This window comes from Paenibacillus sp. J31P13 (assembly GCF_056269295.1).
Genome location: NZ_JBWDNR010000002.1, coordinates 749,520 through 776,444, shown reverse-complemented (window position 1 = coordinate 776,444; position 26,925 = coordinate 749,520). Strand labels below are relative to the sequence as shown.

The window sequence follows — 26,925 nt, the reverse complement described above, 5'->3', positions numbered from 1 at the left end:
TTCATCAACCTTTCGCATGCATTTGTCTATTGCTTTCTTCTAGTTGTTTCCCGCTCTACGAAGCTAACAGGTAATTGAATAATCTTATCTTCTACCTTATCTTGTTCAATAAGCTTAATAAGTAAACCAGCTGCTTCTCTACCCATTTCACCCGCAGGTTGGCGGATCGTGGATAATGAAGGTGATAATAAACCACTAAACGGGATATCATCAAATCCAATGATTTGAACATCCTGCGGCACTATTTTACCTAAACGATGTGCTTCATGCAGTACAGCCGTCGCAACGATATCATTACTGGCTATGACACCATCCGTATCCATATATTTATCAAATAACTCCTTGGCCCATTGTCCCGCTTCCGTATAGGAGAAGGAAGAAGTCTGGATAACATTATAAGTTATTCCTAACTCATCAAGAGCCTCAATTGCACCTTGAAAACGATCTTGTGCTGGTTTGATATGTGCTGGACCTTGTATGATTGTAATCCGTTTGCTTCCTCGTGCAATGATTTCTTGAGCAGCAAGGCGACCGCCTTTTCTGCCATCTGCATATACGGAAGGATTATCATTAGATGTACGGTCCAAAAATACAATTGGAATTTTCAAATTCTGATACGTATCACTGTCAGGAAAATTGGTGGATGATATGACTCCAATGACATTGTTTTGGACAAAGGTTTGAATATAATCCAATTCCTTCTCTTCATTCTCATCACTATTGCCAAATATGATTCGATAACCATTCTCCTGCATCCGATCCTCAATCCCTCTCGCTAGCTGAGGAAAAAATGGATTTGTAATGTCAGGTAATAGCAACCCGATTAATTTAGATTTTCGTTTGTATAGCGACCGAGCTACTTCATTAGGGGTATAATTCATTTCTTTAACCGCTGCTTCGACTTTTTTTCGGGTATCTACATTAACATAGCCAGATTCATTTATAACGCGTGAAACAGTGGCCACCGAAACCCCAGCCAATTTTGCAACATCTTTAATCGTCATCATCGAATTATTATCCCCCCATGTGTAACCGGTTCCATGTTTGCGTTTACAGATTATCATATAATTATTTGAATTACAACTGTTTGTGAACGTTTATGTTCAAAAGAACCTTGATCCATATCGAATGTTTAACCCTTTATTCAACAAAACAGCGCTTTTTTATAAGTCAAAATGCTCAAATTAAAAAATTCTAATTACGCCTTTATGACCATTAAGTTTATATCCTGATTATTAATTCTAACAAAGAGCCCTTGCGTCATGCTTAGGCTCTCTGAGTAAATTCCAATTGACTTCCTTCATTCGGATTACAAAGTCCGCGACAATGCCGTCAAACGCTGCATTCCTTCACGAAGTAAGGCTTCATTTGAAAAAGAGAAACTGAGACGGATCCATGACTTCAACTCGCCAAGTGGATCAAAGATCTCTCCTGGAACAAATGTGATGGATTCCTCTATACTTTTACTAATGAGTGCATTTACTGAGATATCCTCCGGCACCTTAACCCATAGGCTTAGTCCACCCTGTGGAGAGGTCCACTCCCAACCTGCCTTTGCAAGTTCTTCCTCCATAATCTCTTTATGAAACTGAAGAGCACTGCGCAGCTTCTCAATATGCCTCTGTAGTCGTGGTGAGGAATAGTAGTGCAGAAATATCTTCTGATTGAGTTGCGGCGTTCCATTATCAGCCAATGATTTTGCCTTGATTAACTGCTCCATGAATGGATAACGACAAGCTACTGCACAAATTCGCAGACCTGGCGCAATATATTTACTGAAACTGCTAATATAGATCACCCAGCCCTCCGTGTCATAAGCGAATAATGGTAGGGGCGGCTTTTCGTTGTAATATATGTCCCTGGACGGATCATCTTCTACTAACAGACAGCGGTACCGTTCCGCCAATTCTACTAATAATTTACGTTGCCATGCTGGAACCGTATATCCCGTTGGATTTTGGTGAGTCGGATTCATATAGAACATACGAGGCTTATACATGCGCATTAGATTTTCGACTTCATCCAAGTCATAACCATCCGGCGAGATTTGAACGGGAATAAGCCGAGCGCCTTGCCTCCGAAAAATATCCATCGCAGGACTATATGTCGGTCGTTCTATTAAAATCGTGTCCATAGGCCCAAGCATGATATTAGCGATCAGATTAATCGCCTGTTGAGCACCTGAAGTGATCAGCAATTCCTTTGATGATAGCTGCAACCGATGACGCTCTTTGAAATGTTGACTCAATGACTCCCGAAGCTCATCGTCGCCCTGTACCGTGGCATATGTACCCATGACTTTAGGGTACATATCAAACACTTTTTTGACATAATCCGATAGATATACATTTGGCAGTAGATTGGGATCAATCAATGCCTGTGAGAACTGGAATTTTGCTGGGACTCGTTGAATATCGGAAAGCTGATTGGATTGTAAATAAGAGGAAACAACCGTACCGATTTCAACCTTATCAGATAACACGCTATTAGCTGACACATAATAACCAGATTTGTCTTTTACATACACTTTACCATTCTCAGTCAGCGTTCTATATGCCTTAAATACCGTCAGCCGGTGAACGTTAATTTCTTCTGCAAGCAGCCGAATCGAGGGCAATTTGTCATGAGCTATCCATTCACCCCGCTCCATACGATTCAAGACATACTCATACACTTGCCGGAACAATGGTTGACTTTGTTCAACTCCAGACTTTTTTTTCATATGACCTCAACACCTCTCCGAGATAAACGATTTACATTATTGTACACGATTCCCCCTACAATCTGTTCTGTTATATATAATCTGTTCTGTTCCTTCCCCTATATGATAAGCGAACAACTTCTAAAGGGGATATGAACATGATTTTTTTGGCTTATGCACTTGTATGTCTTATATTTGGTACGACCTTTCTCGCAATAAAAATTGGCGTAGATGCCGGAGCGCCTCCCTTCTTTTCTGCGGGACTGCGATTCTTTCTAGCTGGTGCAATTCTTTTTCTATGGATGGTGTGGAAGCGCAAGGCAAGCTTTTCCTTGCTGCTGCGTAAAGAACTGTTATTTACTGGAGCAACATTGACGTTTGGAACCTTCTCTACTCTTTACTGGGCTGAGCAATATGTATCTTCTGGACTAGCTGCCGTACTTTCAGCTACTGGTCCGATCATGATTTTACTATTACAAACGACTATTCTTCGTCAAAAGGCTCCACTGCATGCGCTATACGGTTGCATCATCGGTTTCATTGGTGTATTACTGCTCGTTCTGCCTCATTTATCAATGAAAGTCTCTTCATTGTGGCTTATCGCTTGCATCGCTATATTAATAGGGGAATGTGCTTATGCAACAGGAACACTCTACTCTAAAAAAGTAATCAACAGTATGTCCCATGAATCACCGATCGCAATGAATGCTGCGCAAATGATGTATGGCGGAGCATTGTTGTTCATTCTATCTCTAGCCACCGAAAGTGTGCATCCCGAAACATTTCTAACATTCAAGGCGGCAGGTTCTCTGCTGTATCTGATCGTGATCGGTTCTATGGTAGGACATTCCTTGTTCTACTGGCTCGTAGCCAAGACAAACCCGGTTTTCCCATCCACCTGGCTCTATATATCACCTCCGATTGCTGTCGGGGTGGGCGTACTCTTTTATCAGGAGACCATCTCTTGGATCTCATTACTTGGTGTAATCACGATCATTGCTGGAACAGTAATTGTGAACGCGGGCGCATTGAAGCAATTGATATTAAAACGAAGATTAAGTGCTGTTGTGAAAAACGAGTAAGACTAAAGCCAAAAATAACTCGATGGCCAGCTCCCTCAGGGGCTGGCTAATGTTCCAAATATACATAAAAAAAGACACTAGGCTAATAGCCTAGCATCTAACCAAGGACGTAAAATTGAGAGTACATTAGCAGCTTGCATAGCTTTTGTATGATCGAGACCATCAAGCACATGAACATCCCAACTGAGTGCTTCCATTTCTTTTTGTTGGTTTAGAAGTGGTCCAACTATGTCCACTACCGCATTACCCCAACGTTCACCGTATTCGATTTTATCCGCAGCTCCTGCAAAGCAAAGCCGATGACAAGATATCTTTCCTTGGGATTCTCTATCGTTGAAACTTTGCAACTCTTCGTATAAGGTGACAAATTGTTTTGTCTGGGCATCACTCTTCGTCACCTTTAGGTGATTGTAGGACATGCCCTTCATAGTCAAAGGCAATTACACGGTATTTATCGCTAAGTCCATTTATAAGTGAACGTCCTAAAGCCTGATCTACTCCCCACTTTCGCATTTCATCAGCCTTTGAGCCTTCAATTGGTTGGGGATTTACAGGAAGAAATAAGCTTGGTCCAGATCCATGAATTTCTATATCAAGCGTACTTCAATCATGCATTTTCACTTTACTCATTGTTAAGTTCCCCCATCATTTATTCGTCCTTAAAAGAATAATTTCCAGATCTAAATGTCACGGACTTTGGGTAATAGAATCATCGTCCCCCAACTAGGCTTCATCTTAAATTGTATTTTCGACTTTGTATTTATTAACATATTCCCCGCAGTTTAATACTTCAATAACACTAGACCATTTGAGAACCTTTCCAACAAATTCACTTACGTCCAATCCCTTCATGTCATACGTTTCATCCGTATTATTTGTACCCATTGCATCCTTAATAAAGGTCACTTTATATCCCCTATCAAATGCAGCTATTGCTGTAAACATACAACAAAATTCAGTCTCAAAACCAGTAATAAAGAGATGATCGACACCTAACTCATCTAATGTGTGTGAGAGTTCCGTATTGAAGAATGAACTTGGTGTTTGTTTCTCAATTATATAATCAGCATAGTCTTTTAATGAAGGAAGCACCTCAGAGCCAACAGAACCCTTATAAAGCGGACTCTCCTCCGAATCATCTAGATGCCTTATAAAAATCACAGGACTACTACTATTTTTGAAATTCTTAATCATGCTTTTCATTAATGAAAGTTCTTCTTTGAAATCACCAAAATTAACAATACCGTTTTGCACATCAATCACTAAGAGTGCTTTCATCTTTATCACCGTCCTATTCATTAAATAGGAAAACAATTCTAAATCGATGCTCATTTTCTTTGTAAAGCTTCTATCTTTACAGATACACAAAAAAGAAAAAAAAGAAACTACTTCAATTCAATTCGATTATACTATAATCTAAACCCATACTTGGAAAATATAAGTGAGGAGGCTTTCCGTGCTAATAAATGAATATCAAAGTTATGACTTTGCCTTTTCAAAAGCCGCGATTGGTATGGCTCTTATTTCATGCGATGGAACGCTTCTAAAATCGAATTCTGCATTACATGATCTTCTTGGGTTTGATCAAGATAAGCTGCAGGAGGAAATCCTTGAATTTATCTCGCTAAACAAAAATAATCAAACCCAAGACATAGATTATCAACGAATCGAGTGTAATTATAACCATCCTTCAGGATGCCGTTTATCTCTGGAAATAAGCTCTTCTCTTATTCGAGATAATAATAGAACACCTCTTTATTACTTTACTCAATTTGAGAATAAGACCATGATGAGGCATATGGAGATCCAGCTGCAGTCTGCGGAATCCAATCTTCATGAGAAAGAGGACTCTTTCCAGCAGCTTCTAGAGGGTTTGCCCTTGTCCGTTCTTATTACCAAGCTCGGAGTGATCATATATGCAAATCCAGCGGGTTTGGAATTAATTCATGCCTCCAGTCTAGATGATTTATCAGGCATACATACGAATAATATTGTAGATAAATCCAATTATCCCATACTTACAGAACGTAGAAGAAAATATAGCACAGATAAAACGATCGGCTCTGACTGCTATCTCATCCGCTGCTTAAATGGCCAGCTGAAATATGTGGACGGGTTTTCATTACCAATTACATACAACGGTGAAGAAGCTGTACTAGGCATATTCAAAGACATTTCGGAGCAGAAGCTTGAAGAAGAACGATTTATGCAATCTGAGAAGCTTTCAACTGCTGGGCAATTAGCAGCTGGAATCGCACATGAAATTCGAAATCCGCTTACGGCCATAAATGGCTTTATGAAGCTGCTTCGCTCTTCCGAACAAAAAAAAGATCAATATTTCACCATTATTGAATCAGAATTGAAACGGATTGAATTTATTGTCAACGAGCTATTAGTTTTATCTAAGCCTCAAACCGCACATATCAGTAAACCCCTCAATTTCATACCATTATTGGAACAAGTCATTACATTAATGAATGGACAAGCTGTACTGAAAAACATTGAGATTCTTCCACTCTATTCTGAACAATCCGTGTGGATCAATGGTGAAGCTAATCAATTGAAGCAAGTGTTCATAAATTTGCTAAAAAATGCGATGGAGGCTATGAATAGCGGAGGAAACATATATATTCATGCTATAGTTTCTGAAAACGAAGCTCGGATTAGCATCCAAGATGAGGGCTGCGGTATGACTGAAGATCAAATCAAAGCGCTTGGCAAGCCCTTTTATACGACTAAGGATACAGGAACAGGTCTTGGTTTTATCATTACACATAATATCATTCATAATCATGGCGGAACGATTGCCATAGAGAGTATACCTCAGCAAGGTACAACTTTCAGCGTAATTCTCCCCAAGATTACTGAGCCTGACGAAGATAATATTTAAATTTCAACTAATTCCAAAAGAAATATATAAGACCCTGAGAATTTCATCGGATAACCTAACTGTTTTCCGAAATCATTCTAAGGGTCTTCTAATATGATGGTTATTTTTCAAGCTTTATTTATAACGGTTGGTTAATTTCTTTTTATGAGATTCAAAAATATCTTCAAGGCTAACGTCATACTTATTAGCAATCACTATTAGGTTTCCTAATACATCACCAAGTTCTTCTATTAGCTCTTGTTTGTTTTCAGCATAAGTGCCGGTGGTTTCATCTGGACGATCTCGTCCAATTTCTAACGCCCTAATTGCTCGTGCTACCTCACCTGTTTCCTCTGCTAAAAAACCTATTCGGATGAAGATATCGAGCTCTGACCAACCTCGCTCTTCATAATATGTTTTCACCCATTGTTGAAATGCATTTACGTCCATTTTCAAATCCCCCTATTTTAAAAATACCAAAATATCATTATACTTAATAAATTATAAATGATAATTCTTTTGGAATGGGGTTAATTTTATGAACAAAATAGCCGTTTTTTGTGGTTCTAGTTTCGGATCTTCAGATGCATACCGACAAGGGGCTATTCAATTAGGTGAAGAATTAGCAAGACGCGGTATTACTTTAGTGTACGGTGGTGCTAGTGTTGGTATTATGGGCATACTCGCTGATACTGTGCTGCAAAGGGGCGGTAAAGTTATAGGTGTAATTCCAAAGCTGCTTGAAGAACGTGAAATTTCGCACAAAAACTTAACCGAATTAATCACAGTGGATTCCATGCACGAGCGAAAGAGCAAAATGGTGGAGCTTGCAGATGGCTTTATTGCGCTTCCAGGTGGACCTGGTACACTAGAAGAGTTTTTCGAGGTATTTACTTGGAGCCAAATTGGTTTGCATCAAAAACCATGTGGCATATTGAATGTTAACCATTATTATGATCTGCTGATTTCATTTTTTGACCATATGAATGGGCAACAATTTTTACAGGATCAGTATCGTCAAATGGCCTTAGTTGATCAGGAACCATCAGCATTACTAGAAAAATTCGCAGCATATGTCCCACCTAAAATAAAAACATACGCAAAGTAATCTCTAAGTGGCTATTCCTAACTTGATCAACACCCGACAAATCCCCTGTCGGGTTTTTCTTGTTATTTACAATATCTAGAAATGACGAAGATACTCTCTTAATGAAATTGTTCTACTCTAATAAAGTAAAACTCACATTAGGAGGGAATTTATGAAACGTTTTAAAAGGAATAGGTTAAAGCCTGTAATAGTAGGAGCTGCTGCTACTGCCCTATTAATGACGAGCATAATAAGCTCACAATCGCCTAATCAAGCCGATGCAGCATCCTCGCAAGCAAAAACGAAAAATGTAATCCTGTTCATCGGTGATGGTATGGGAACAGCTCAACGTGATGCGATTCGACTTGCCACTGTAGGTTTAAAAGGTAACTCAGCAATGGATTCGATGCCATATGTTGGATTGCTACATACGAGCTCCACTGTCCCGATAACCGATTCAGCTGCTTCAGCTACAGCATATGCCAGTGGTGTAAAAACGTATAACGGAGCAATTGGCGTTGATGCAAACAAATCAAAAGTAAAAACGATCATGGAATACGCCAAAGAAGCTGGAAAATCAACAGGAATCGTAACGACAAGTCAGGTTACCGATGCAACAGGTGCTGCGTTCGGTGCGCATGTTGACGACCGTTCAAAACAAAGTGACATCGCTTTGCAATTGATAACACAAAGCAAAGTTGACGTCATTCTTGGTGGTGGCGAAGATTTTTGGTATCCAGCTGGAGAGCCGGGGATATTCCAAGACGAACCTTCTGAAGATCCTACTGAGAAAAGCAAAGGTACGCAAGGGAATCTGGTAAACAAAGCCAAACAATTAGGATATAGTTATGTATCAACAAAAGTGGATATGCAAAAGGTAAAGAAAGGTAAGCTTCTGGGTCTCTTTGCAAATGAAGAAATGTTCCAACAAAGACCAGAAGGCGAAGGTGATATTTATAATCCTATTGTTTCTCTTGCAGAGATGACTAAAACAGCCATAGATACGCTCTCTACCAATAACAAGGGCTTTTTCCTGATGGTCGAGGAAGAAGGAACAGATGAATTTGCTCATCAAAACAACGCTAAAATGACAATCAAATCAGGCCAAGAGCTAGATAAATCCGTTCAAGTAGCCAAAGACTATGCTAAGAAAAATCCAAATACACTTGTCCTCGTCCTAGCGGATCATGAAACGGGCGGCTTCTCTATCGAGGAAGTTAATGAGGACGATGAATCTGGTGACGGAATTTCCAAAGAAGATGGTCCATTCGCCATTGCAAACAGTAAATTTAACTTTGTTGTGGATTGGACTACTTCAGGTCATACTGGTGTTGATATTCCGATTACTGCAATGGGTCAAAATGCTGAATTATTTACTGGCATCTACGAAAATACGGATGTATTTCACAAGCTCATACAGGCAATGGGGTTAAAAGTAAAAAAATAATACCGTTCAAGTGAAATATAGTGTTAGACTGACCTCAATAATCGAAACAGCGGCAGTCAAGGTCGTGAGATTAAAGTCCTAGACTGCCCCTTATTTTCTTCATTAATTCCCAAGTCTAAATTCACCAATCACCGTTTTGCCATCAGTTTCATACAAAGGAATGGATATGTAGTCAACATTTTCTATGGATTTCATATAAGCTATTGCTTCTTCAGGTGAAGACACCGGAGCATCTAAATCGGAGGATTTTACGTATCCAATTACACCATTTTCCCCCTCAGCTTTAATTAAATCAGGTCCTAAATCACGTCCAGCAGGGAATGGTCCTTGAGCATAGGTTTCTCCTTGTTCGTTAACAGGGTAGTTAGATATACCTTCTGAAGCTTTAGTCAGGTAGTCATTCTTAGAAATTGTCGTTCCGTAATTATTAGGATAATCCAAACCTAGTTCAGAATATAGAGCTAATCCTGTTAGAACAACCAGCACAGTGAAAACGATAATATAAGATATTTTTCTTATTTTCATAATTCCACTCACCTTTCTTTTGGAATCAGTTCAAGACTAATGAATTACCAGCCACTCCCATATTTATACGTATAAAACCCCGTTTTTGTTGCGATATACTGAGATATCTCATTTAGGCATATCGAACAAACGGAAAGTTGAGCTGCGATTGTTTTTAGTTCTATTAAGTCATCGATTACCTAATCAGACTGAGAAAGCTCCTCATCCTGTGCAAAATCAAAATTACTATCAATTGCAACTAAACCATTTTCTTTTGCCGCATGGATATCAGATAGACGGTCTCCGACTCCTTCGCTATTTTTGATATGATATTTTTTCATAATAACCTTTACTAAAACTGCTTTATCTAGCAATTCTATTTGTTCAATACTAAATGTTTCAGCAACCCATTTATTCAAGTTATAATAAATCACAATAGCCTTTAAATATTCCTTCACACCATTACTCGCTATAAATATTGAACATTTTTGCTCTTTTAAATAACTGAAAACCTCCTCTACATGCGGATATAAAGCTCCTCTTCCATTTCTTATATTCTCCACTAACTTTTCTAAAAAATATCTATTAGTTAGTTCTCTATTTCTAAGGTTTTGTACGTTTGAAACAAGGTTCCATCCATATCCAAAATGAATGATAGTTTAAATTATCCAAAAAGAGAAGTATGTATATATTTTAATTCATGTTTTTCCTCTTGGTTTTTTTAAGTTTTCTAAAAACCTTGCCTACCAGCGCAACAAAAAAAACAAGACTACCATCCTCAAACCAGGAAGTAGTCTTGTTTTTTTAATTATGCTTGCTGTGTAACAACTCGTTTCATTTCTACAGGGGATGGTTCGTCGACCTCTTGTTTAACACGTTTGATAAAGAACGAGAGCAACAATCCGATAACACCGATGCCAACTATAACAAGATAGGCATCGTTTATCCCAAGTATGCTTGCTTCCGAGATCATCTGAGCTTGCGTTGCGCCCTCTGTTCCACCGGAAGCCATCATATCAGTCATATGGGTCTTTGTCCGGTTGGTCATAACGGTTATGAGTAGTGAGGTACCCACCGCGCCGGCAACCTGTCGAATGGTATTCGAAATTGCAGTACCATGTGCATTCAAACGATTTGGCAGTTGATTCAAGCCCAAAGTTTGGATCGGCATCATCAGCAAAGCCATACCAATACGGCGCGCAGTAGACATCAGTAACAGGTATGTGTAACTAGTCGAGTCTGTTAGATCAATAAAACCAAGCGTTGTAACGATCGTAATGACCATGCCAATAATTGCCAACCATTTGGCACCAAAACGATCGAACAGTTTACCAGCAACCGGCATCATAAAGCCCATTACAAGAGCTCCAGGAAGCATAAGCAAACCGGATTCCAAGGCTGTATAACCTCGTGAATTTTGTAAATATAGCGGCAGCAGCATCATATCCGCATACATGACCATGGTTACTGCGATATTAATAATTGTCGTCAAAGAAAACATATTATACTTGAATACTCGCAGATCAAGCAAAGGATTGCTTGATACTAGCTGACGCCATGAGAATAGAACAAGGGATACGATACCGGCAGCTATCGTGATAAGAACTTCTGCGCTGGACCAGCCTGCACTCCCTGCCCGGCTAAAGCCGTACAGTAAAGCTCCGAAGCCAATAGTGGAAAAAATGACACTTAAAACATCGAATTGAGTTTTAACACGTTCGGAAACATTCTTCAATATAAAGAATCCGCAAGCAATAACAATTAGGGCAAAAGGGATCATGCAATAGAACATTGTTTGCCAAGAATAGTTTTCCATAATGTAACCCGCAAGCGCTGGTCCAATAGCTGGGGCAAAAATAATAGCAAGCCCCATCATACCCATTGCAGCTCCTCTTTTTTCAGGCGGGAACAGTGTTAAGATGACCATTGAAAGCAATGGCATAATGATCCCGGCACCAGCTGCTTGAATCATACGACCGGTAAGCAGAACCGGGAAGTCTGTTGCAAGCGCTGAGACAATGGTACCGATTAGGAAGATGATCATTGAAGCTTGGAAGAGCTGTCTTGTACTGAAGCGCTGCATAAAGTAGGCAGTAATGGGGATTAGCACACCGTTAACTAACATATAACCTGTGGTTAACCATTGGGCTGTAGATGCAACAATATTAAAGTCCTTCATTAGTTCAGGGGTCGCAACACTCATGATGGTTTGATTCAGAGTCGCTAGAAAGGCACCTAAAATCATTATAAACAAAATAGGCCCTCTTTTTACTGTACTAATTGCTTGTTCCTTACCTTTACTCAACTTACTCCATCCTCTCCATATCTCTCTAGACTTAATTTACAAAGTGTTGGATAATTAACGAGACATAAATTAAATTATAAACAAAATGTTATTTCATACAAGTGACAGTTTAGGGTGAAGTGTAAACTAATTATCAATAACCGTAGTTGTGTAGTTTAAGTGATATTTATTCTACAAAAACGAGTCAAATTGTAAATTAAAGAAAGGAAGAGTTGGATATGGAACAGAAAAAGCCTCGTTTAGACCCAAGAATTCTTCGTACTCGCCAACTGCTGAAAGAAGCCTTTGTCGATTTATTGCAAGAGATGGAGATTGAGAAAATAACCGTTAATCGGATCGCAGAGCGTTCAACCATTAATCGAGTAACTTTTTATATGCATTATCGAGATATTTCAGACATGATGGAAAAAATGGCTGACGAGATGATTGAGGACATTCAAAATGCCTTGAATAGCAAGCAACCGATCCCGACTCCTGAAGACAGGAAGGCTCCTTCGGTTTTGGTTAGTCTACTTGAACTCTTTGCAGATAACGCTCACTTCTACAAAGTCGTTTTAGGGTCTAAACGAACGCCTGTCTTTACGGAACGATTGTTAAAGATGTTATCGGAGACCGTTATATTAGAAGTTGAAAAAAAATCCAAATTAAAAGTTGGTATTGAAAAAGATATTGCCACCTGGTACGGTTCGTCAGCTTTGATTGGCACCATTGTAGCTTGGCTTCGCAATGATCTGCCTTACACGCCACAATATTTAGCCGAGCAATTTTCTTTATTGACTCGTCGCGATTGAAATTGGAGTTATTCTCAAAATTTTACTATAGAGCATTACATAATCTACGCATACTGAAAAGCACCAATAAATTGGCGCTTTTTCAGTATGCGCTTTTGTAACCTCATAAAAATCACATGACTTCATTTGTCCCTAAATTCATTTTCTCAGATATACTGTCATTACATATTCATCCTCTACCCTTTAGCCCATGGTGAATTGGGATAGGAATACCGAAACCGTGCTCATTAAAGAGCATGCTTTCTGGGAAAAGGTACAACAAGCATTCGCGCAAAAAGCTGGCCCAAATGGGTTAATGATCTTCTTCAAAATCGACCAAGCCCTGCTTGTCTCGCTTCATAACGGCATAAAAAAATGCGCTTTATATATCGTCGGCAATGGAGTCGTCGCGGAACCGATCCTCGTCTTTTTTAGCGACATTGAATCAGCCGGCGTTGCACCCGTACGTTTCTTTGCTCGACCATTGAATGAATGGTGTGGTGCAGTGTATTTTAAGAAACAACCCCGTTACTTGAATAGTCATCGTTCCACATTATTAGCAACTTATTAGACAATCCATTTAGTACATCCATTATCTTTTCTTCTAAATCAGGAGTATTTTTAAATAATAAAAAAAAGCCGCAAATGCGCGGCCTTTTATTAATATATTTTCTTGTCACCTGACAACTTAGATAATCTACACTTTTTGCATTTCAATGATAATAAGAGTTGCCCCGAAGTTCTCAATGCCCTCCGGAACAATTATCTGTATGCTAGGCTATACGGCCATTAAGGACCGATTAACACTCCATGAATGAATTTCTCCAATGCCTCAACATCAGTAATATTTTGGTTGCAAATTTCGCTTTGCACGCACATATAATTTCCGATTGCTCTGTAATAATCAGATGATGCGCCTGCCGGCTTCCACTTGGTTATCGCAGTGTATAAAGCAACCTCAGCATGCCGATTACACACAAAACAAATACCCTTCTTATTCGTCGGCGTGTATTTCCCTTCAATGCCGACGAGCTTTCCGTTCAGAGGATAGACGATGAACAATCTATTCGATGCATTATCGGTCCAACCCAAATAGGTCACAGATCGATAATCGATACCGGTAAGATCAGGTATTTTCAGTTTCTTGTTCTTCGGAAAAAGTTTCTTCAACTGATTCTCCGTCACATGTGCAAATTCCGCTAAATAAGGCTCTAAGGAACGCAAATAACTCTGAAAGTCCGTTGTGCTTTGCAGTTGCACTAAGTTCCCAAGCACTTGCTTTTGTTGCTCGTTCGATTCTGGAAACAAGCTGCTCAGCTTAGCTTCTGTTTCGTTTCGCAATGCTTCGACCACTTTCCTGTCGGAAACGGTGTTGCATGCATTTTGCAAGTGACCCACTTGCTTCTTAATCACATTGTGTTGATGGTTTCTAATAAATGTTTCGCTCATTGCTTTTCAGCCCCTTATTTTAATTAAAAACAAATAAGCTGCAAAGCCCTAAGATTAGAACCGATTTACACATTCTCAGGCGATTACTTAAACGTTTCACCCCATGCAAAGATCGCCCTAATATAAGGCTTTGCATGAGTCGCTCTATTTCCGGCAAAATGTTTTGCCATAATTACCGCCTCCCTTATAATAATTATAAGGGAGTTCCGTCCTTAACCGCAAGTGTCACCCACAGCGATCAACCCTCATGAATTTTGACATGAAAAGAATTCAACCACTCTTTCCAGTAGAGTCTTATCACGCAAAATCATAAAATTTGTTGAGTAATCATCATAATCCTGAACAGAATACTCCATCACTTCCAAAGCATTATCTAATGTCATCCATTTGACTATCAAACTAATTGGCATCTCACTTTCACTAAGCATTGTATCACTGGTTCTGTTGTGTACTTTAGCTACATAACAGTAGGACAACTAAGCATACATAAGCAAGTTTTCGGGTTGCGAGATATCCCTCCCCCTTACCTTCCCCTTTGTGAAGATGCTGTTTCAAGATATGCCTTCAGACTTTGATAACCTTCTTCCACTTCCCTATTCATCCAAATAACGGTCTGCTGAACCTAGGTTTAGTCTAAAAGACGAAAGGTGACAGCTCGCTAGTCATCAATCAAATGAAAGTTCAGCTATTAGGGATTTTCGCCAAATTCGTGTGATAGTTTATGACATGTTATTTTCATGAATCTATCAATAAATCAAGGAGCGATCGTTCTACAAGCTAAATACTGAGAAACGGAAGCCCCTTTTCGTCATTTAGCATGGTTTTTTAGTCATAAATCAAAAAAATCCCCTTACCTTTCAATTATATGAAACTTTATATGTTACTTTTAATAACACATTATGATATTTTTCTTGATTAATATATTACATGGTGCTAGAATTCCTACTAGATTTAAATAAAGGAGATGAAACATATTGATTAACTTTAAGAACAAACAGAAAGCAACAAGATACCAAACGCACAGAGACCACATCGAAGCCTCCACTACTGCAAGACACCGTTTTTATAGTAAGAAATCTATATTTGCAGCTTCACTCGCACTATCAATTGCCATTACTAGCCTGCTACCAGTTAATAGCGCTCATGCACTAACGAGACTTACAGCGGATAGCGGCACAAGATGGGATTTCCACGATTCCTTCGCACCAAACCTTGATACAGGCAGTGTTCGCAGTGCGACTGATACACCGATGCAAGGCTTCGGCAATATTTTCGTACAAGTGTCAACCAATCCAAAACCTCGCATGAATGGTCAAATGATGCGTGACTTTGGGCTTGAATACGATGGCACAAATACATTTGTCACGACCCGCTCCGTTAATCTCGGCGATGTACTCATTACGCGTGATATCTACTTTGATAGCACAAATAACAGAACTCGTTTCTTTGATACGTTCACCAACACAACCTCTTCGCCGGTGACGGTAGATGTATCATTAGGTGGATCACTAGGCTATGGAACAGGTCCATATTATGCCGCAGTCCAACAAACATCCAGTGGCGACACCATCATCAACAACGAAGACTCATGGGTTCTGGTAGACAACTCCAGACCTGCAGACCGCCCGATTGGCATCGTGCTTGGTACCCCAGGCCCCTTCGAAGGTGCACTTAAGGGGACTGGCAACCAACAGAAGGATCCTTTCACAACGCCAATGGCTACTTCGGGTAACGATGCGAACTTCTATGGCTTCATACATACCTTATCGATCGAGCCTAACCAAACCAAGTCACTTGCCAGATATGTGATGGTAGGAGGAACTGACGCTAATCGGTTGACTACGGCTGCCGATTCGATGAATCAACTGGTGCTTGAACCCGATCTCACTCACCTAACAACAGCACAGGTGTGTACACTGAGCAACTGGGATGTAACTAATCTGCCAGGCTTTGATGCTGAAGCTTGTGCCACAGTTACCACCTTGCCTATTCCAGCGGCTCCAGCAGTACCGCCAATGGTTACAACCTCCAAATATGATGTAGTGAACAAGTCCATTGCAGAAATGCAAGCCGATATGGAGAATGGTGTTACGACTTCGGAAGCTATCACGCAGGCCTACCTGGATCGTATCAACGTATACGACTTGGGTCAGCTCGGCTTCCACTCTTTCCTACATGTTGCAGAAACAGCAATCGAGCAGGCCAAGGCGGCGGATGCAGCTCGGGCAAATGGTCAAACAGGCCAATTGCTTGGCATTCCAATTGCGATCAAGGATATCTATGACACGAAGGACATGCCAACGACTGGCGGGTCCAAAGCACTTGACGGCTGGCGGCCAGGATCAGACGCTTATCAGGTACAAAAGCTAAGAGAAGCAGGAGCTATCATCATCGGGAAGACAAATACATCGGAATTCGCCAACAGCGGCAGCATGAGTGAAAGTGGATGGATGCAGACATGGAATGCAATCAATCCGTCCAAAACATCATTTGGTTCTAGCGGGGGTTCGGCAGTATCTGTAGCAGCAAACTTCGCCGCAGCAGCTATGGGTACACAAACAGGCGTTTCTCTTTACGCCCCTTCCGTAGGTGCAAGCTTGACTACATTCCGTGGTACAGACGGTATGGCCAGTACGCGCGGCGTTATGCCGCTGACATGGGGACAGGATTATGCTGGCCCAATCGCTCGTACCGTTACCGACCTGGCTTATTTGCTTAATGCTACAACAGGTACAGATCCAGATGATATACTAACCAAGGAAGCAGACCAATTTAAGCCGGAGGATTGGACTAAGGCTCTAAATATCAATGCCCTGCAAGGCAAGCGTATCGGCTATATCCCTTCTTCATTTATTTCTTCGTACGCAGATGATGGTACAGGCGAGGCAGTGAAAGAGCATTTTGCCGATTTGATAGCAGCAGGTGCTACAATGGTTGAAATCGGTACTCCACCTGGCGGCGGATCGAGTCCAGGCGGCAATGCGGGTAGTGAAGGCTGGGCACGTTACATCGAGCTGCACGAGGATTTCCCTTACGAGACCGGTGATAATCTGCTCGCCTCACCACTGGTACTGTTGTACAACCAAAGAAACTTGCAAGTTCGACCACGTATGACTGAAGCTCAAGTACAAGCCTATATCAATTACAGAACCAACTATAAGGAAATAATTGCGAATTGGATGGATCAAAACGATGTTGACAGCGTTGTGTATCCTGGATTCATCAGTGACGTATATAACAATGATAGCGCAGCTAGTCAACTGAGCTCGGATAGAGCTACCGGTGTTTTGACATCCAGCGTTGGTTTACCAACCGTTGTGGTTCCTGTAGGCACTAGCCCAAATGGCTACTCAATGTCTATGCAACTGGTGGGCAAGGCTTGGGATGATGCTAATATTCTCGGCATGGGCTACGCATTGGAGCAACAAACAAAAGCTAGCGTTCTCACAACCTTTGCACCTAAGCTAACTTACTTGTCGAACGAGACGACTAATCCTGGAAACGGAACTACCGAACCTGGAAATGGATCAACTTTACCTGGAGATGGATCCACTGGAGAAGAGGGAGAACAGACTGAAAACCCACCAGTAACCATTTCGTTTACTGATACGAATGGACACTGGGCGAAAGAAAGCATCGACTTTTTGGTTAAAAAAGGACTGATTAACGGTTACCCGGATGGCAGCTTCAGACCGGATCTTGGCATCACGCGCGCAGAAGCCGTGAAGGTTCTAGCTACCGAACTCGGATTAACGTCGCAGGCGAACAGCTTTACAGATGTTTCCGAAAGCCACTGGGCTGCTGGATACATTGGCGCCGCACAACAAGCCGGCCTACTGACTGGATACACGAACGGTACGTTTAAAGCTGATGCTATGATAAGCCGTGAAGAAATGGCCGCTTTGCTGGTAAGAGCATTCAATCTGAGCGGCGGCACCACCGCTTCGTTCTCAGATCTTCAAGCAAGCTCCTGGTCATACAACTATATCGCTGCACTTACAGCTAACCAGATCATCACAGGTTATACGGATGGCACTTTCAAACCGGCCAATGACATTACGAGAGCGGAATTCGCCACGATGGTGACAAAGGTATTGAAGCGTAGCGAATAGGAGTGAGTGATTAACTCCCGACTTCACAATCGAGTAACCCGCAGGTGCTTCATCTACTGGCTCTCACTGAACTGTATGTGATCCTCTTGATTCATACTCCTCTGATCATTCAGCCATTTAAGGAATTATTCCAAGAACCCAATGTGTTTCCACATTGGGTTCTCTTTTTTTTATGCAAATTGCAGGAATTTGATAATCACCAAAAAATAAAGTACTTCTCTTGCTAGTATTTGCTGAAATAGCAAACCAAGAAATTTCAATAGAGCCAATATCCTTTAGATAGACTCTTGTTACTTTGTAGAATATGTTGGAATATCCTTCTTTCATATCCCAAAATCTTCTCTTCTAATTGCCGAAAAGATGTGTACTGCCCAAACTAAATTAGACAAATATTATATTGGGATGTCAATTCCTCCCGACTATCTTTAAGCATCCTTCTCCCGCTCCAAATAAAAAACACCTTCTCTGTAAAGTGAGGGCGATCCCAGATTAACTTCTAATTCGTTTTTTTCGTTGCAAACTAACCGTGAGCAACAAGCCACATGACTTGAGTACGTAATATTGCGATGAATCAAGGCACTATTATCGTTTTAGATAAATAAAGAAAAAGATCACCTATGATAAGGCGATTTCTTCAACTATCGTTCCCCGTTAGCGGAATGACATTTCTTAATCTGAAAGAGCACGTTTTATGTTCACTTTTGCTTCTTCAACCAACCTTTCATCTTTATCATCAATTGCCTGCATCATTATCAAAATGGGAATATATATGGCAATCAATCGAGATAAGATCTTCGTTTCTTCATCTACATCCCCATATTCTTTGAAAAAGTCAGAACGCGCATCCGGAGGTAAAAAGCTATACACAACATTCAAATCACAAGCAGGATGTCCTATATTGATATCTCCCCAGTCGATAATCCCTGAAACTCTTCCATTCTCATCTACCAGTATATTTTTAAAATGAAGGTCACCATGAAGGAATACATACTTTTGATTCACTCTTTCAGTTCTGAGCTGTTCCAAATAATTTGATATTGCATGATACTCTTCTTCACTGAAATGAAGGGCAAGGTCGGAAATGAATTTATGTATCTTCTCCTTACGCATCGCAATATCAGTCAGATTTCTATGGTCATGCTGAACTCCATTTTCTTGGGCAATTTGCACAGGGAATGCATGTAAGCTTTTTAAAAATTGCGCGAGCGTTGTTGCTGATAGCGCACGTTGCTTGTCAGTTAATCCGATTGGAAACTCTCCGGATAAATAGGGGTAGCCTAGGAAGGGTGCAGGATAATTATAATCCCCTTCCCCAAAAAATAGCGGTATCGAATATGCAATGGAAAAATAATCTTTAAGCTTAGGAAGTATCTTTCCTTCCATCCTTAAAGAATTAATTGCAATTTCTCTTCTTGGAAAGCGAAATACATATTCGGCCCCGACAAGAAAAACAGTGTTATCCCAGCCATGTCCTAGTTTTTTTACGCTTTTTGTAGCTAACTGCGGAAACTGACTGCTTATTAATTTATAAGCCAATTCTTCTGATACTTCCCATTCTGCATCCCATTGATTCGAACTTTCCATATCCCTTTATCGCCTCCCTCGCAAAAATAGAAAATCTGCTCACCTAACCTTGACCCATTTCCCACATCATACCATGGATTTAATATTATGTTTGAGAACAATCTAACCGTTTTGTTCCGCTAAACTGCCCGTTCACTTAATACCAGTGCCTAAGCGTACACGATCATATCATTACAATCAATGCCTTTGAGCCGCACCGTCACATCTCAATTATTGTTTCAGAATCATCAATATTAAGCACTCCACATGCGTGGAGTGTATAGTAATGATGTCATAGATATCTAGTTTCCCCTTGGTGAGAAGGTTATATTTCTAATACCCTTTTATAATCGTTATATAACCCTCATCTTTAGTAGGGGGTTGAAAATTATTGTAGTATTGAGCAGCTAACAGTTCTGTCAACCGAATATCATTTGCATGCGCTCCCATCCTGTTCGAAATCCTCTCTAAAATCACTTCTTTTGGTGTAACTATCTGGATGATTTCTGGTTCAATATCGTATGGTCTAAGTATTTCCTTATATTCATCACGCATTTCTCTTGACCAAAATGAATAATCAAGAACCACGTTAATGTTTTGTGTAATCAATTCCACCAGTTTCTGATCAAGGTATTGTTTTATCTCATCATGAACTGCTTCAGGGAGCGGATGCACTGTAATATCTCTTTTGAATGATTCTTCATCGAAAGAAAGTCTAACCATACCCTGAAGCTCCAGTTGTCTCGCGTAAGTTGATTTCCCCGATCCTGCAGGACCACACATAAAAATAACTCTGCCACAACATTCCTCATTTAACAAATTATACTCCCCTTTTTAATTGAAATGAATAACAGGCAGGAGCTATCCCACCAAACGTAATATAGAATCTAAATATACACGATCCTTACACGCCATGTATTTGAGTAATTCTGTCACATCTCATCAATTCCTTGTGAACCATCTATATTAAGAATTCCACATGACTAGTATACAGGAATAGGCTAGTTAGATTGAGTATGATGCAAACGGAAAAAGCTTGACCCATTGGTATTATCCCCTTAAAGTACACACTCACGTGTGACATAAAGCGGCTATCAAATGCTGGAATAGAAACAAAGGGTATCTCCTTCGTGAAGGAGATACCCTTTGTTAGATAAGACTTATTTATAATACGAAGTAGTTAATGGTACAAAGACGGTAGTATCACCTTTTACATTTCCGTGAATATACAATGATTTAACGCCAGCGATATCCGCTTGGACAGTGACCAAGCCTTCCTCAGCTTTGATCACATCTATCTTTTTCAAAATAGTATTGGTATCGCCGTCTTGTATTGTAAGGTCCGTTATATCACCGTTAACAGCTGCTATCTGAAGGTATAGTGTTTGATGCTCTTTATTTGGATAGAGCATAAAGTTGCTGCTGCGGTTGCCAGATCCATCGTTGAAATATGCTTCTTTATAATCCTTGCCTTTATAGGTTGTTTTAGCTGTGTCTTTCGTATAATACATATCTTTGAAGCCATCTACAATTGAAACGCCGTCGACCTTCTCGCCTAAAATAATCGTTTTGGTAGTCTCATCATAATCGACTGCTATATCAAGTGCGTCGGAGATGGAGCGAATAGGAAAATAATTTGCTCCTTGATAGCTGATTGGTGCAATTGCATTGCCCTTAACATCACGTAAATCAACATAAGTTCCATCGACCTGCACTCTTACCTCAGGGTTAAGGTACGCTTTAATTTCCTGCAGCTTAGTTGCTGCTAAAGCGCCAGTTCCCATGCTGGCCAGCATTGATGCGCTAATAATAGCAACAAATGCTTTTTTCTTCATTTTCTTCACTCTCCTTGTGGCAAGTTATTACAAGCAATACTAGATATTATAGAGAAATTATTTACTGTGATCTATAGTTCTTATGGAATATTTTATATAAAAAATAAACGAAATACCATTTACATTCATTTGAACAGCAGATTACTCCTATTCACTTTAATCCGTACCATCGTATGCTGACCACTGAGATTCGAATGAAATCAATAGAAGGTATTACTAGTAAAGTTAGCACCACTACTAGTAGTCACAACAAATCAGAGCTCTGTTCATCCAGACTACAAGGAGGATGATGGCAACTTCGAAACGATTTAACTGAAACGTTTGACCCTAAGGAACCATGGACTGTAGCGACCAATGACGAGTTTAAAGCCACTGGCATGTTGTACAAATCGTCATGAAATAAGCATCATGTATTGGCTAAAACGGTTCGAATGCGCTTTCGAAACACTTGTTTTCTTTTCATTGGTCTATCTTGTTCCATCAAGGACACTTTCTAATGTGTCCATTATTGTGGGTTCATCTAATATACGTTACGATGAGACTCTGACCTTAAATCAGATGGAAATGGACTTGATTCTAAAAATAACGATATTGTTTGATCAGGTTTATCAAGTGTATCGCATAATCAATAACCATCCCTATCATAAAAAAAGTGACCCATTGTAGTCACCATTGGCTTTTATATTACCCGTTTCACTATATTAAATTGCACTCCTTCATAAATAAAACAAACTCAACAAAGTCGCAGAAGTCAACTATATTAGTTTTAGGGTTTGGTATGGTAAGCATCCTATCAGTTGATTTTAAATCTATTTAGCAAACTTCAACAATGAAATTAACAGAGCCTTATAAGAAAAAAAGGCTCAAGCGTTATGTCCGCTTGGATACGAATAGATATCACCCTCAGGTAAATGTGACTCTAATTCACTACTTTCTCATTAGCGACACTCAGCACTCCACATGTATCGAATGCTTATTATTGATGTAATGGAAGGGGGCATTCTAAGCCCCCAGCGACAACGGATTTTTGAAACTATTGTCCCCTAAATTGAGGCCTCACTCACCTTAACTGTCCGTCAACGCCTACCGCTGAACCGTTTGATCGCTTCCTCGGTCACCGGCTCGAAGAGGTTAACGAGGTTGCCGTCGGGATCGCGGAAAAGCACAGCACGGTTCCCCCACGGCATCGTGGTCGGTTCCTTTACCCAATCCTCGACAAATGGCTTCAAGCGCGCGTATTCGGCTTCGACATCGTCGACGCGGAACTCGATGATGACAGTGTGATTGTTGGCCGCCACGACGGAACCAGCGCCGAATAGTTGCGCCGTCTGGGAGTGGCCGATTGCCAGGGTGCATGATGGCACAACGAGTTCGGCAAAAACGGGCGCGAGGCGCTCCGCCGAAATACCCATGACTTTCTCATAGAACACGACGAGACGATCCACGTCGTCGGTAATGATGCGCACAGAAGCGAAATTCACAAGATATCAACCTTCCTATAATAAATGATACAATACCGTATTATCGTGGGCCAGAACCAGCGAAGCTTCCTTAAGGGGCAAAGTAGCTGTAAAAAATAGATTGACTATGTCCCCTACCGATGCAAGACGTACTTCGCATTTAATCTCACCACTCCTTTACGTTTACATACCCAATTATAAAACAACGCTACTGACAACGTTATGTCAGTAGCGTTTTAACATTTTTTGAGTTTCCTCGCGAATACAATTTCGGAATGATTCAGGTTCCAATACTATCACACCCGCTCCCCAGCCAAGCACCCATTGCAGCAATTCATCCAGTTGACGAACGCGTAAGACCACATGCAATCCATCTTGATGCTCTTCCATATCCTCTATGTAATGATAGTTCGATTCCTTCACCTTATCTGCGATGTCATGGTTAAATCGAAGGCGAACTCGCAAGTGGCGATCATCCGGAGGGCTATACTCCCTTAAGTTAAAATGCTCCGGTAGTTCGAATCGTTCTTCCAGATCGATAAGTTCGGTCATTCGGGACAAACGGAAATGGCGAATGTCTTGGCGTAGATCGCAACGGGCCACGAGCATCCAAGATCCCTCAACGAGTACCAGGCCATAGGGAGCAACGGTACGATCACTATGGTGATTCTCCTTGGAATCCCCAATCCCTTTTGAATAATGAAATCTGATCTTTCGTTCATCTAATATCGCTCGACGCATCTTTTCGAAATATTCCCTTTCTTTTGACAGTGCGACCCGTTTACCAGGAGTGAGCAAGCGCAGCGCCTTGCGCACACGTGAGGTCTCATTGCGAACGCTCTCCGATAGAATGGCCTCGATTTTCCTCCGAGCGACTTGAGCCCTGACACGATACTCATCATCAAATCGTTGCTCGATAAAGTCCGTTCCTATAAGCAAGGTTACGGCTTCTTCTACCGTGAAACTGATCGGCGGCAGGAAATAACCCTTCATTAAAGAATATCCTGTGCCTGGGGCACCTATAATCGGCACGCCTGCTTCACTAAGTGCCTGAATGTCACGATAGATGGTCCGCACGCTGGTTTCGAATAGGTCCGCCAAATCTTCGCCCCGTACCACTTCTCTGCTTTGCAGCTCCAGCACGATGGCTAATAAACGGTCTGTTTTGTTCATTGGCTGCCCCCCTTGAAACTTAATTCGGTTCACCAAAAACTTGCCATCACTTGTGGTAAGGTTCCCCGCGCTGTCTGTAACGGCAAGTTCTTCTTCCGCCTGATGTACTGCATTTAGTATTTAAAGGTTACGCTCATGGGCAGGGGGAGCATTTCTTACTGTGGCAGCTTCTCGACCAGTTTGGGACTCAACCCAGCCTCTCTCCCAGCCGCAACTGACCTTGCCCCTTTACTTATTCCAGGTGTACCTCATCTCCCTGAATCCTACATCCCATATTCTCTCATTCCCCTCCAGAGTGATCGTGAGCTCATTGTCCCCTTGAAGATAAATGGAGGACATCCCCGGTTCATGGCTTGAATCTTCTACGGACGTGGACAGATACTCTTGGCCATCGGCAGAGATGCACAGACTGCCATGAGCATCCTCTTGATCGGGAATCCCAAAATTCAAGTAGAGATAAAGCTCCTTTTTGCCTAACGTATATGTGTAAGTCACCGTACTTTTACCTTCGGTGCTGTACGCATTATACTGGGGCTCTATGTTTTGTCCGCCGATTTGGAAGCTTTCTCGCGTTGTTCCCGTCGATGAACTTGCACCGCTGTTTGTCAGCTCGTTTAATGCAACGAAGGGGCCTAGTTCATTAGTGAACGCTTTGTCGACGATCCCGAAGCTCCCCCAAATCCCGATCATCAGGACAATGGCGGAGATGCCCGTAGCGGCTAGGTTTCTCCGGACCTTTTTTGTACGAAATCCGAATCTAAACGCCCCGAATCCGACTGCTGCGCCTAAAGAGTTTTGAATAACGTCGTTCATATCGAATCTGCCGAGCAAAGTGAGCGCCTGAACGGTCTCAAGCACAAGGATACACAGGATGAATAGGATCATGAATCGAATGAAGCCGGTTCGATATAACAACGGGATCAAGATACCGAAAGGGATGAAGGCTGCGATGTTTCCAAATCGCACAGCATCCATCATCGTAGGATGTAGAAGATCCGATAGATCCGGCAGCTTGAAAAATCCATTCGGTAAAAATAGAAAGGTATAACCTGTCTCCCGACCTATGGTATCCGCTCTGCCGAAAGCAATAAACATAAAATAAACAATTAAAATGGTATAGCATAGGGTAATGGCTAAAATAACTTTACGATGCTTGGTGTTCATTATCTGCTCCTTTATTCGAAAGAGCTCTGTAGACCAGAACACCTCATGAGGACACGCTGGTAAACAGTAAAGGCAAACCTGCTATCATGCAAGGAGAAGGAAATTCAATGCTCTTGACAAAGGTCTCAATTTTCCATTATGCCCCGCAAGGAATTCCATAAAAAAACTTGCCGCTACTTGTGATACGGTTCACCGCGCCGTCTGTAACGACAAGTTCTAAGCCATCTCAACAAAGAATGCCTTTTTATTGAAGATCATGCCTTACTAAGCTAACGTTTTTGCATGTGCAACAATGTTGAAATGAGACTGGACCTTTTATTCTGATTCCATACGCAGTAATGTCAAGAGATCATCGAAGATTCCAGGTGTTGTGAATACGACCTCTCCACCATAGAGTTCATTAGGGATGCCATCAGGCACCACTTGTACATGGCAACTCAATGCCCCACCCTCCCGTGCAATCATGCCTGCGGCGGCTACATCCCAAAGTGCAAGACATTCCGTGTGCGCATCTAATTTTCCGGACGCCACATAACAAATGTCTACTGTTGGTGCGGCAAAACGCCTAATGTCACGACAGTTCAAGGGCAAAAGCCAATGAAACGCCGTAATGCGGTAGGTTCCGAGCAAAATTAACTGTTCCATCTAAGGGATCAATCACCCAAACTGGACCGTTAAAATTGAAATTATCCCAGTTATGTACTCCATCTTCCTCCGAAAGAATTCGATGACCTTGAAATTTACCCATTATGGCTTCTTGAATGATTCTTTCCGATAGCAAATCAGCTGATGTCACAAGTTCCTGTCACCCGCTTTTGTTACAGCCTGTTCTGCAAACACCGCTTATTCTCGAAGCTCGAACTTCATTCTGTTCCCATTCCTCCTTAAAGTGCGTAATCGAATTGAGCATTTCTGCCCCTTAACCACTTCAAGCAAACTTTCAGACATATATCATATTCGTAACCCAGTACCACATCCCTTTTTGAGGAGTCATTTTCAATTTCAGGAGGTATGTAGATTGAGAATCATCGAAACGAAGAAAAACATTTGTCAATTTGCTTCGCGCTGAATTGCTCCCTTCGGCGTTCCTCATCCATGTCGAGGACTACTTCAACCAACTTAGAACTGAACTGGAAGACGAAGCTGAACATCAATTCAACTTTAACGAGAACGGCTTCATCGTTTTGCTTGAAATGGGCGACAACTCTCGCAAGCAATCTTGCCCGTCTCCTACCAAAAAAAACTTGCCGCTACTTGTGATACGGTTCACCGCGCTTTACCTTAACTGCTCGTTAGTCTAATAATACACCTAAGTGTACAGAGACATTAAAATCAATGCATTTGAGCGATACTGTCACATCTCATTTTCGAACCATCAATATTAAGCACTCCACATGTGTGGTT

25 protein-coding genes and 1 pseudogene are annotated in these 26,925 nt (G+C 41.2%); 7 read left to right on the top strand and 19 right to left on the bottom strand.

Translation table 11 applies throughout. The features are described 5' to 3' along the window. Positions 1–26: 26 nt before the first annotated feature. Together AC0YOD_RS09885 and AC0YOD_RS09880 are read right to left on the bottom strand one after the other, a co-directional pair. The gene (locus tag AC0YOD_RS09885; RefSeq protein WP_475799095.1) at positions 27–1,007 is read right to left on the bottom strand and encodes a LacI family DNA-binding transcriptional regulator; all 981 of its coding nucleotides are present in this window, start codon (positions 1,005–1,007) and stop codon (positions 27–29) included. 302 nt (positions 1,008–1,309) lie between these two features. After that, positions 1,310–2,722 carry an aminotransferase-like domain-containing protein gene (locus tag AC0YOD_RS09880; RefSeq protein WP_475799094.1) on the bottom strand — a complete coding sequence of 471 codons (1,413 nt, stop codon included), beginning with the start codon at positions 2,720–2,722 and terminating at the stop codon, positions 1,310–1,312. A 137-nt stretch (positions 2,723–2,859) separates the two neighbouring features. Between AC0YOD_RS09880 and AC0YOD_RS09875 the strand changes: the two genes are divergently transcribed. Continuing rightward, entirely contained in the window at positions 2,860–3,783 is a 924-nt protein-coding gene (locus AC0YOD_RS09875) for a DMT family transporter (RefSeq protein ID WP_475799093.1), read from the top strand. Positions 3,784–3,860: 77 nt separating this feature from the next. On the opposite strand, the gene AC0YOD_RS09870 is transcribed toward AC0YOD_RS09875, so the two are convergent. Then, positions 3,861–4,202, bottom strand: coding sequence for a hypothetical protein (locus tag AC0YOD_RS09870; protein WP_475799092.1), 342 nt, complete (start codon positions 4,200–4,202; stop codon positions 3,861–3,863). A 316-nt stretch (positions 4,203–4,518) separates the two neighbouring features. Continuing rightward, positions 4,519–5,061: an isochorismatase family protein gene (locus AC0YOD_RS09865; protein WP_475799340.1), complete on the bottom strand. Its 543-nt coding sequence runs from the start codon at positions 5,059–5,061 to the stop codon at positions 4,519–4,521. A 178-nt stretch (positions 5,062–5,239) separates the two neighbouring features. Here AC0YOD_RS09865 and AC0YOD_RS09860 point away from each other — a divergent pair, with 178 nt between their 5' ends. Beyond that, positions 5,240–6,673: an ATP-binding protein gene (locus AC0YOD_RS09860; RefSeq protein WP_475799091.1), complete on the top strand. Its 1,434-nt coding sequence runs from the start codon at positions 5,240–5,242 to the stop codon at positions 6,671–6,673. Positions 6,674–6,787: 114 nt separating this feature from the next. Here the strand turns inward: AC0YOD_RS09860 and AC0YOD_RS09855 are convergent, their stop codons facing one another. Next, positions 6,788–7,102, bottom strand: coding sequence for a MazG nucleotide pyrophosphohydrolase domain-containing protein (locus tag AC0YOD_RS09855; RefSeq protein WP_475799090.1), 315 nt, complete (start codon positions 7,100–7,102; stop codon positions 6,788–6,790). Between the two features lie 88 nt (positions 7,103–7,190). Here AC0YOD_RS09855 and AC0YOD_RS09850 point away from each other — a divergent pair, with 88 nt between their 5' ends. Then, the gene (locus tag AC0YOD_RS09850; protein ID WP_475799089.1) at positions 7,191–7,760 is read left to right on the top strand and encodes an LOG family protein; all 570 of its coding nucleotides are present in this window, start codon (positions 7,191–7,193) and stop codon (positions 7,758–7,760) included. Between the two features lie 151 nt (positions 7,761–7,911). Continuing rightward, complete coding sequence (locus tag AC0YOD_RS09845; protein ID WP_475799088.1) at positions 7,912–9,186, top strand: alkaline phosphatase; 1,275 nt, start codon at positions 7,912–7,914, stop codon at positions 9,184–9,186. 102 nt (positions 9,187–9,288) lie between these two features. On the opposite strand, the gene AC0YOD_RS09840 is transcribed toward AC0YOD_RS09845, so the two are convergent. The 3 genes and pseudogenes from AC0YOD_RS09840 to AC0YOD_RS09830 all read right to left on the bottom strand — a co-directional run bounded on the left by AC0YOD_RS09840 (position 9,289) and on the right by AC0YOD_RS09830 (position 11,935). Then, on the bottom strand, positions 9,289–9,711 hold the full coding sequence (locus AC0YOD_RS09840; protein ID WP_475799087.1) for a hypothetical protein: 423 nt from the start codon (positions 9,709–9,711) through the stop codon (positions 9,289–9,291). A 179-nt stretch (positions 9,712–9,890) separates the two neighbouring features. Beyond that, positions 9,891–10,289 (bottom strand): annotated as a pseudogene (locus tag AC0YOD_RS09835) (HAD hydrolase-like protein); the annotation flags it as partial. 209 nt (positions 10,290–10,498) lie between these two features. Continuing rightward, entirely contained in the window at positions 10,499–11,935 is a 1,437-nt protein-coding gene (locus tag AC0YOD_RS09830) for a DHA2 family efflux MFS transporter permease subunit (protein WP_475799339.1), read from the bottom strand. Between the two features lie 278 nt (positions 11,936–12,213). On the opposite strand from AC0YOD_RS09830, the gene AC0YOD_RS09825 reads away from it, so the two are divergent. Continuing rightward, entirely contained in the window at positions 12,214–12,786 is a 573-nt protein-coding gene (locus AC0YOD_RS09825; protein ID WP_475799086.1) for a TetR/AcrR family transcriptional regulator, read from the top strand. A gap of 220 nt (positions 12,787–13,006) precedes the next feature. Continuing rightward, entirely contained in the window at positions 13,007–13,336 is a 330-nt protein-coding gene (locus tag AC0YOD_RS09820) for a hypothetical protein (RefSeq protein WP_475799085.1), read from the top strand. 218 nt (positions 13,337–13,554) lie between these two features. On the opposite strand, the gene AC0YOD_RS09815 is transcribed toward AC0YOD_RS09820, so the two are convergent. After that, on the bottom strand, positions 13,555–14,214 hold the full coding sequence (locus AC0YOD_RS09815) for a FusB/FusC family EF-G-binding protein (RefSeq protein ID WP_475799084.1): 660 nt from the start codon (positions 14,212–14,214) through the stop codon (positions 13,555–13,557). A gap of 974 nt (positions 14,215–15,188) precedes the next feature. Between AC0YOD_RS09815 and AC0YOD_RS09810 the strand changes: the two genes are divergently transcribed. Next, positions 15,189–18,326: an amidase family protein gene (locus tag AC0YOD_RS09810; RefSeq protein ID WP_475799083.1), complete on the top strand. Its 3,138-nt coding sequence runs from the start codon at positions 15,189–15,191 to the stop codon at positions 18,324–18,326. Between the two features lie 117 nt (positions 18,327–18,443). On the opposite strand, the gene AC0YOD_RS09805 is transcribed toward AC0YOD_RS09810, so the two are convergent. From AC0YOD_RS09805 to AC0YOD_RS09760, 10 genes are all read right to left on the bottom strand, one after another. Further along, complete coding sequence (locus tag AC0YOD_RS09805) at positions 18,444–18,653, bottom strand: hypothetical protein (RefSeq protein ID WP_475799082.1); 210 nt, start codon at positions 18,651–18,653, stop codon at positions 18,444–18,446. 342 nt (positions 18,654–18,995) lie between these two features. Further along, positions 18,996–19,910, bottom strand: a complete 915-nt coding sequence (locus AC0YOD_RS09800; protein ID WP_475799081.1) for a phosphotransferase — start codon at positions 19,908–19,910, stop codon at positions 18,996–18,998. A 312-nt stretch (positions 19,911–20,222) separates the two neighbouring features. Beyond that, the gene (locus AC0YOD_RS09795) at positions 20,223–20,708 is read right to left on the bottom strand and encodes a P-loop nucleotide/nucleoside kinase family protein (protein WP_475799080.1); all 486 of its coding nucleotides are present in this window, start codon (positions 20,706–20,708) and stop codon (positions 20,223–20,225) included. A gap of 341 nt (positions 20,709–21,049) precedes the next feature. Further along, positions 21,050–21,724 (bottom strand): stalk domain-containing protein, encoded by a 675-nt coding sequence (locus tag AC0YOD_RS09790; RefSeq protein ID WP_475799079.1) that lies wholly within the window; start codon positions 21,722–21,724, stop codon positions 21,050–21,052. A 1,076-nt stretch (positions 21,725–22,800) separates the two neighbouring features. Then, positions 22,801–23,205: a VOC family protein gene (locus tag AC0YOD_RS09785; RefSeq protein WP_475799078.1), complete on the bottom strand. Its 405-nt coding sequence runs from the start codon at positions 23,203–23,205 to the stop codon at positions 22,801–22,803. Between the two features lie 204 nt (positions 23,206–23,409). After that, the gene (locus tag AC0YOD_RS09780) at positions 23,410–24,357 is read right to left on the bottom strand and encodes a helix-turn-helix transcriptional regulator (RefSeq protein WP_475799077.1); all 948 of its coding nucleotides are present in this window, start codon (positions 24,355–24,357) and stop codon (positions 23,410–23,412) included. A gap of 228 nt (positions 24,358–24,585) precedes the next feature. Further along, entirely contained in the window at positions 24,586–25,521 is a 936-nt protein-coding gene (locus tag AC0YOD_RS09775) for a VanZ family protein (protein WP_475799076.1), read from the bottom strand. Between the two features lie 315 nt (positions 25,522–25,836). Next, positions 25,837–26,106: an inositol monophosphatase family protein gene (locus AC0YOD_RS09770; protein WP_475799075.1), complete on the bottom strand. Its 270-nt coding sequence runs from the start codon at positions 26,104–26,106 to the stop codon at positions 25,837–25,839. Beyond that, entirely contained in the window at positions 26,093–26,317 is a 225-nt protein-coding gene (locus AC0YOD_RS09765) for an inositol monophosphatase family protein (protein ID WP_475799074.1), read from the bottom strand. The genes AC0YOD_RS09770 and AC0YOD_RS09765 overlap by 14 nt, the downstream gene beginning before the upstream one ends. Before the next feature lie 229 nt (positions 26,318–26,546). Next, a complete protein-coding gene (locus AC0YOD_RS09760; protein WP_475799073.1) occupies positions 26,547–26,738 on the bottom strand; it encodes a hypothetical protein in 192 nt (63 codons plus the stop codon). Positions 26,739–26,925: the final 187 nt, after the last annotated feature.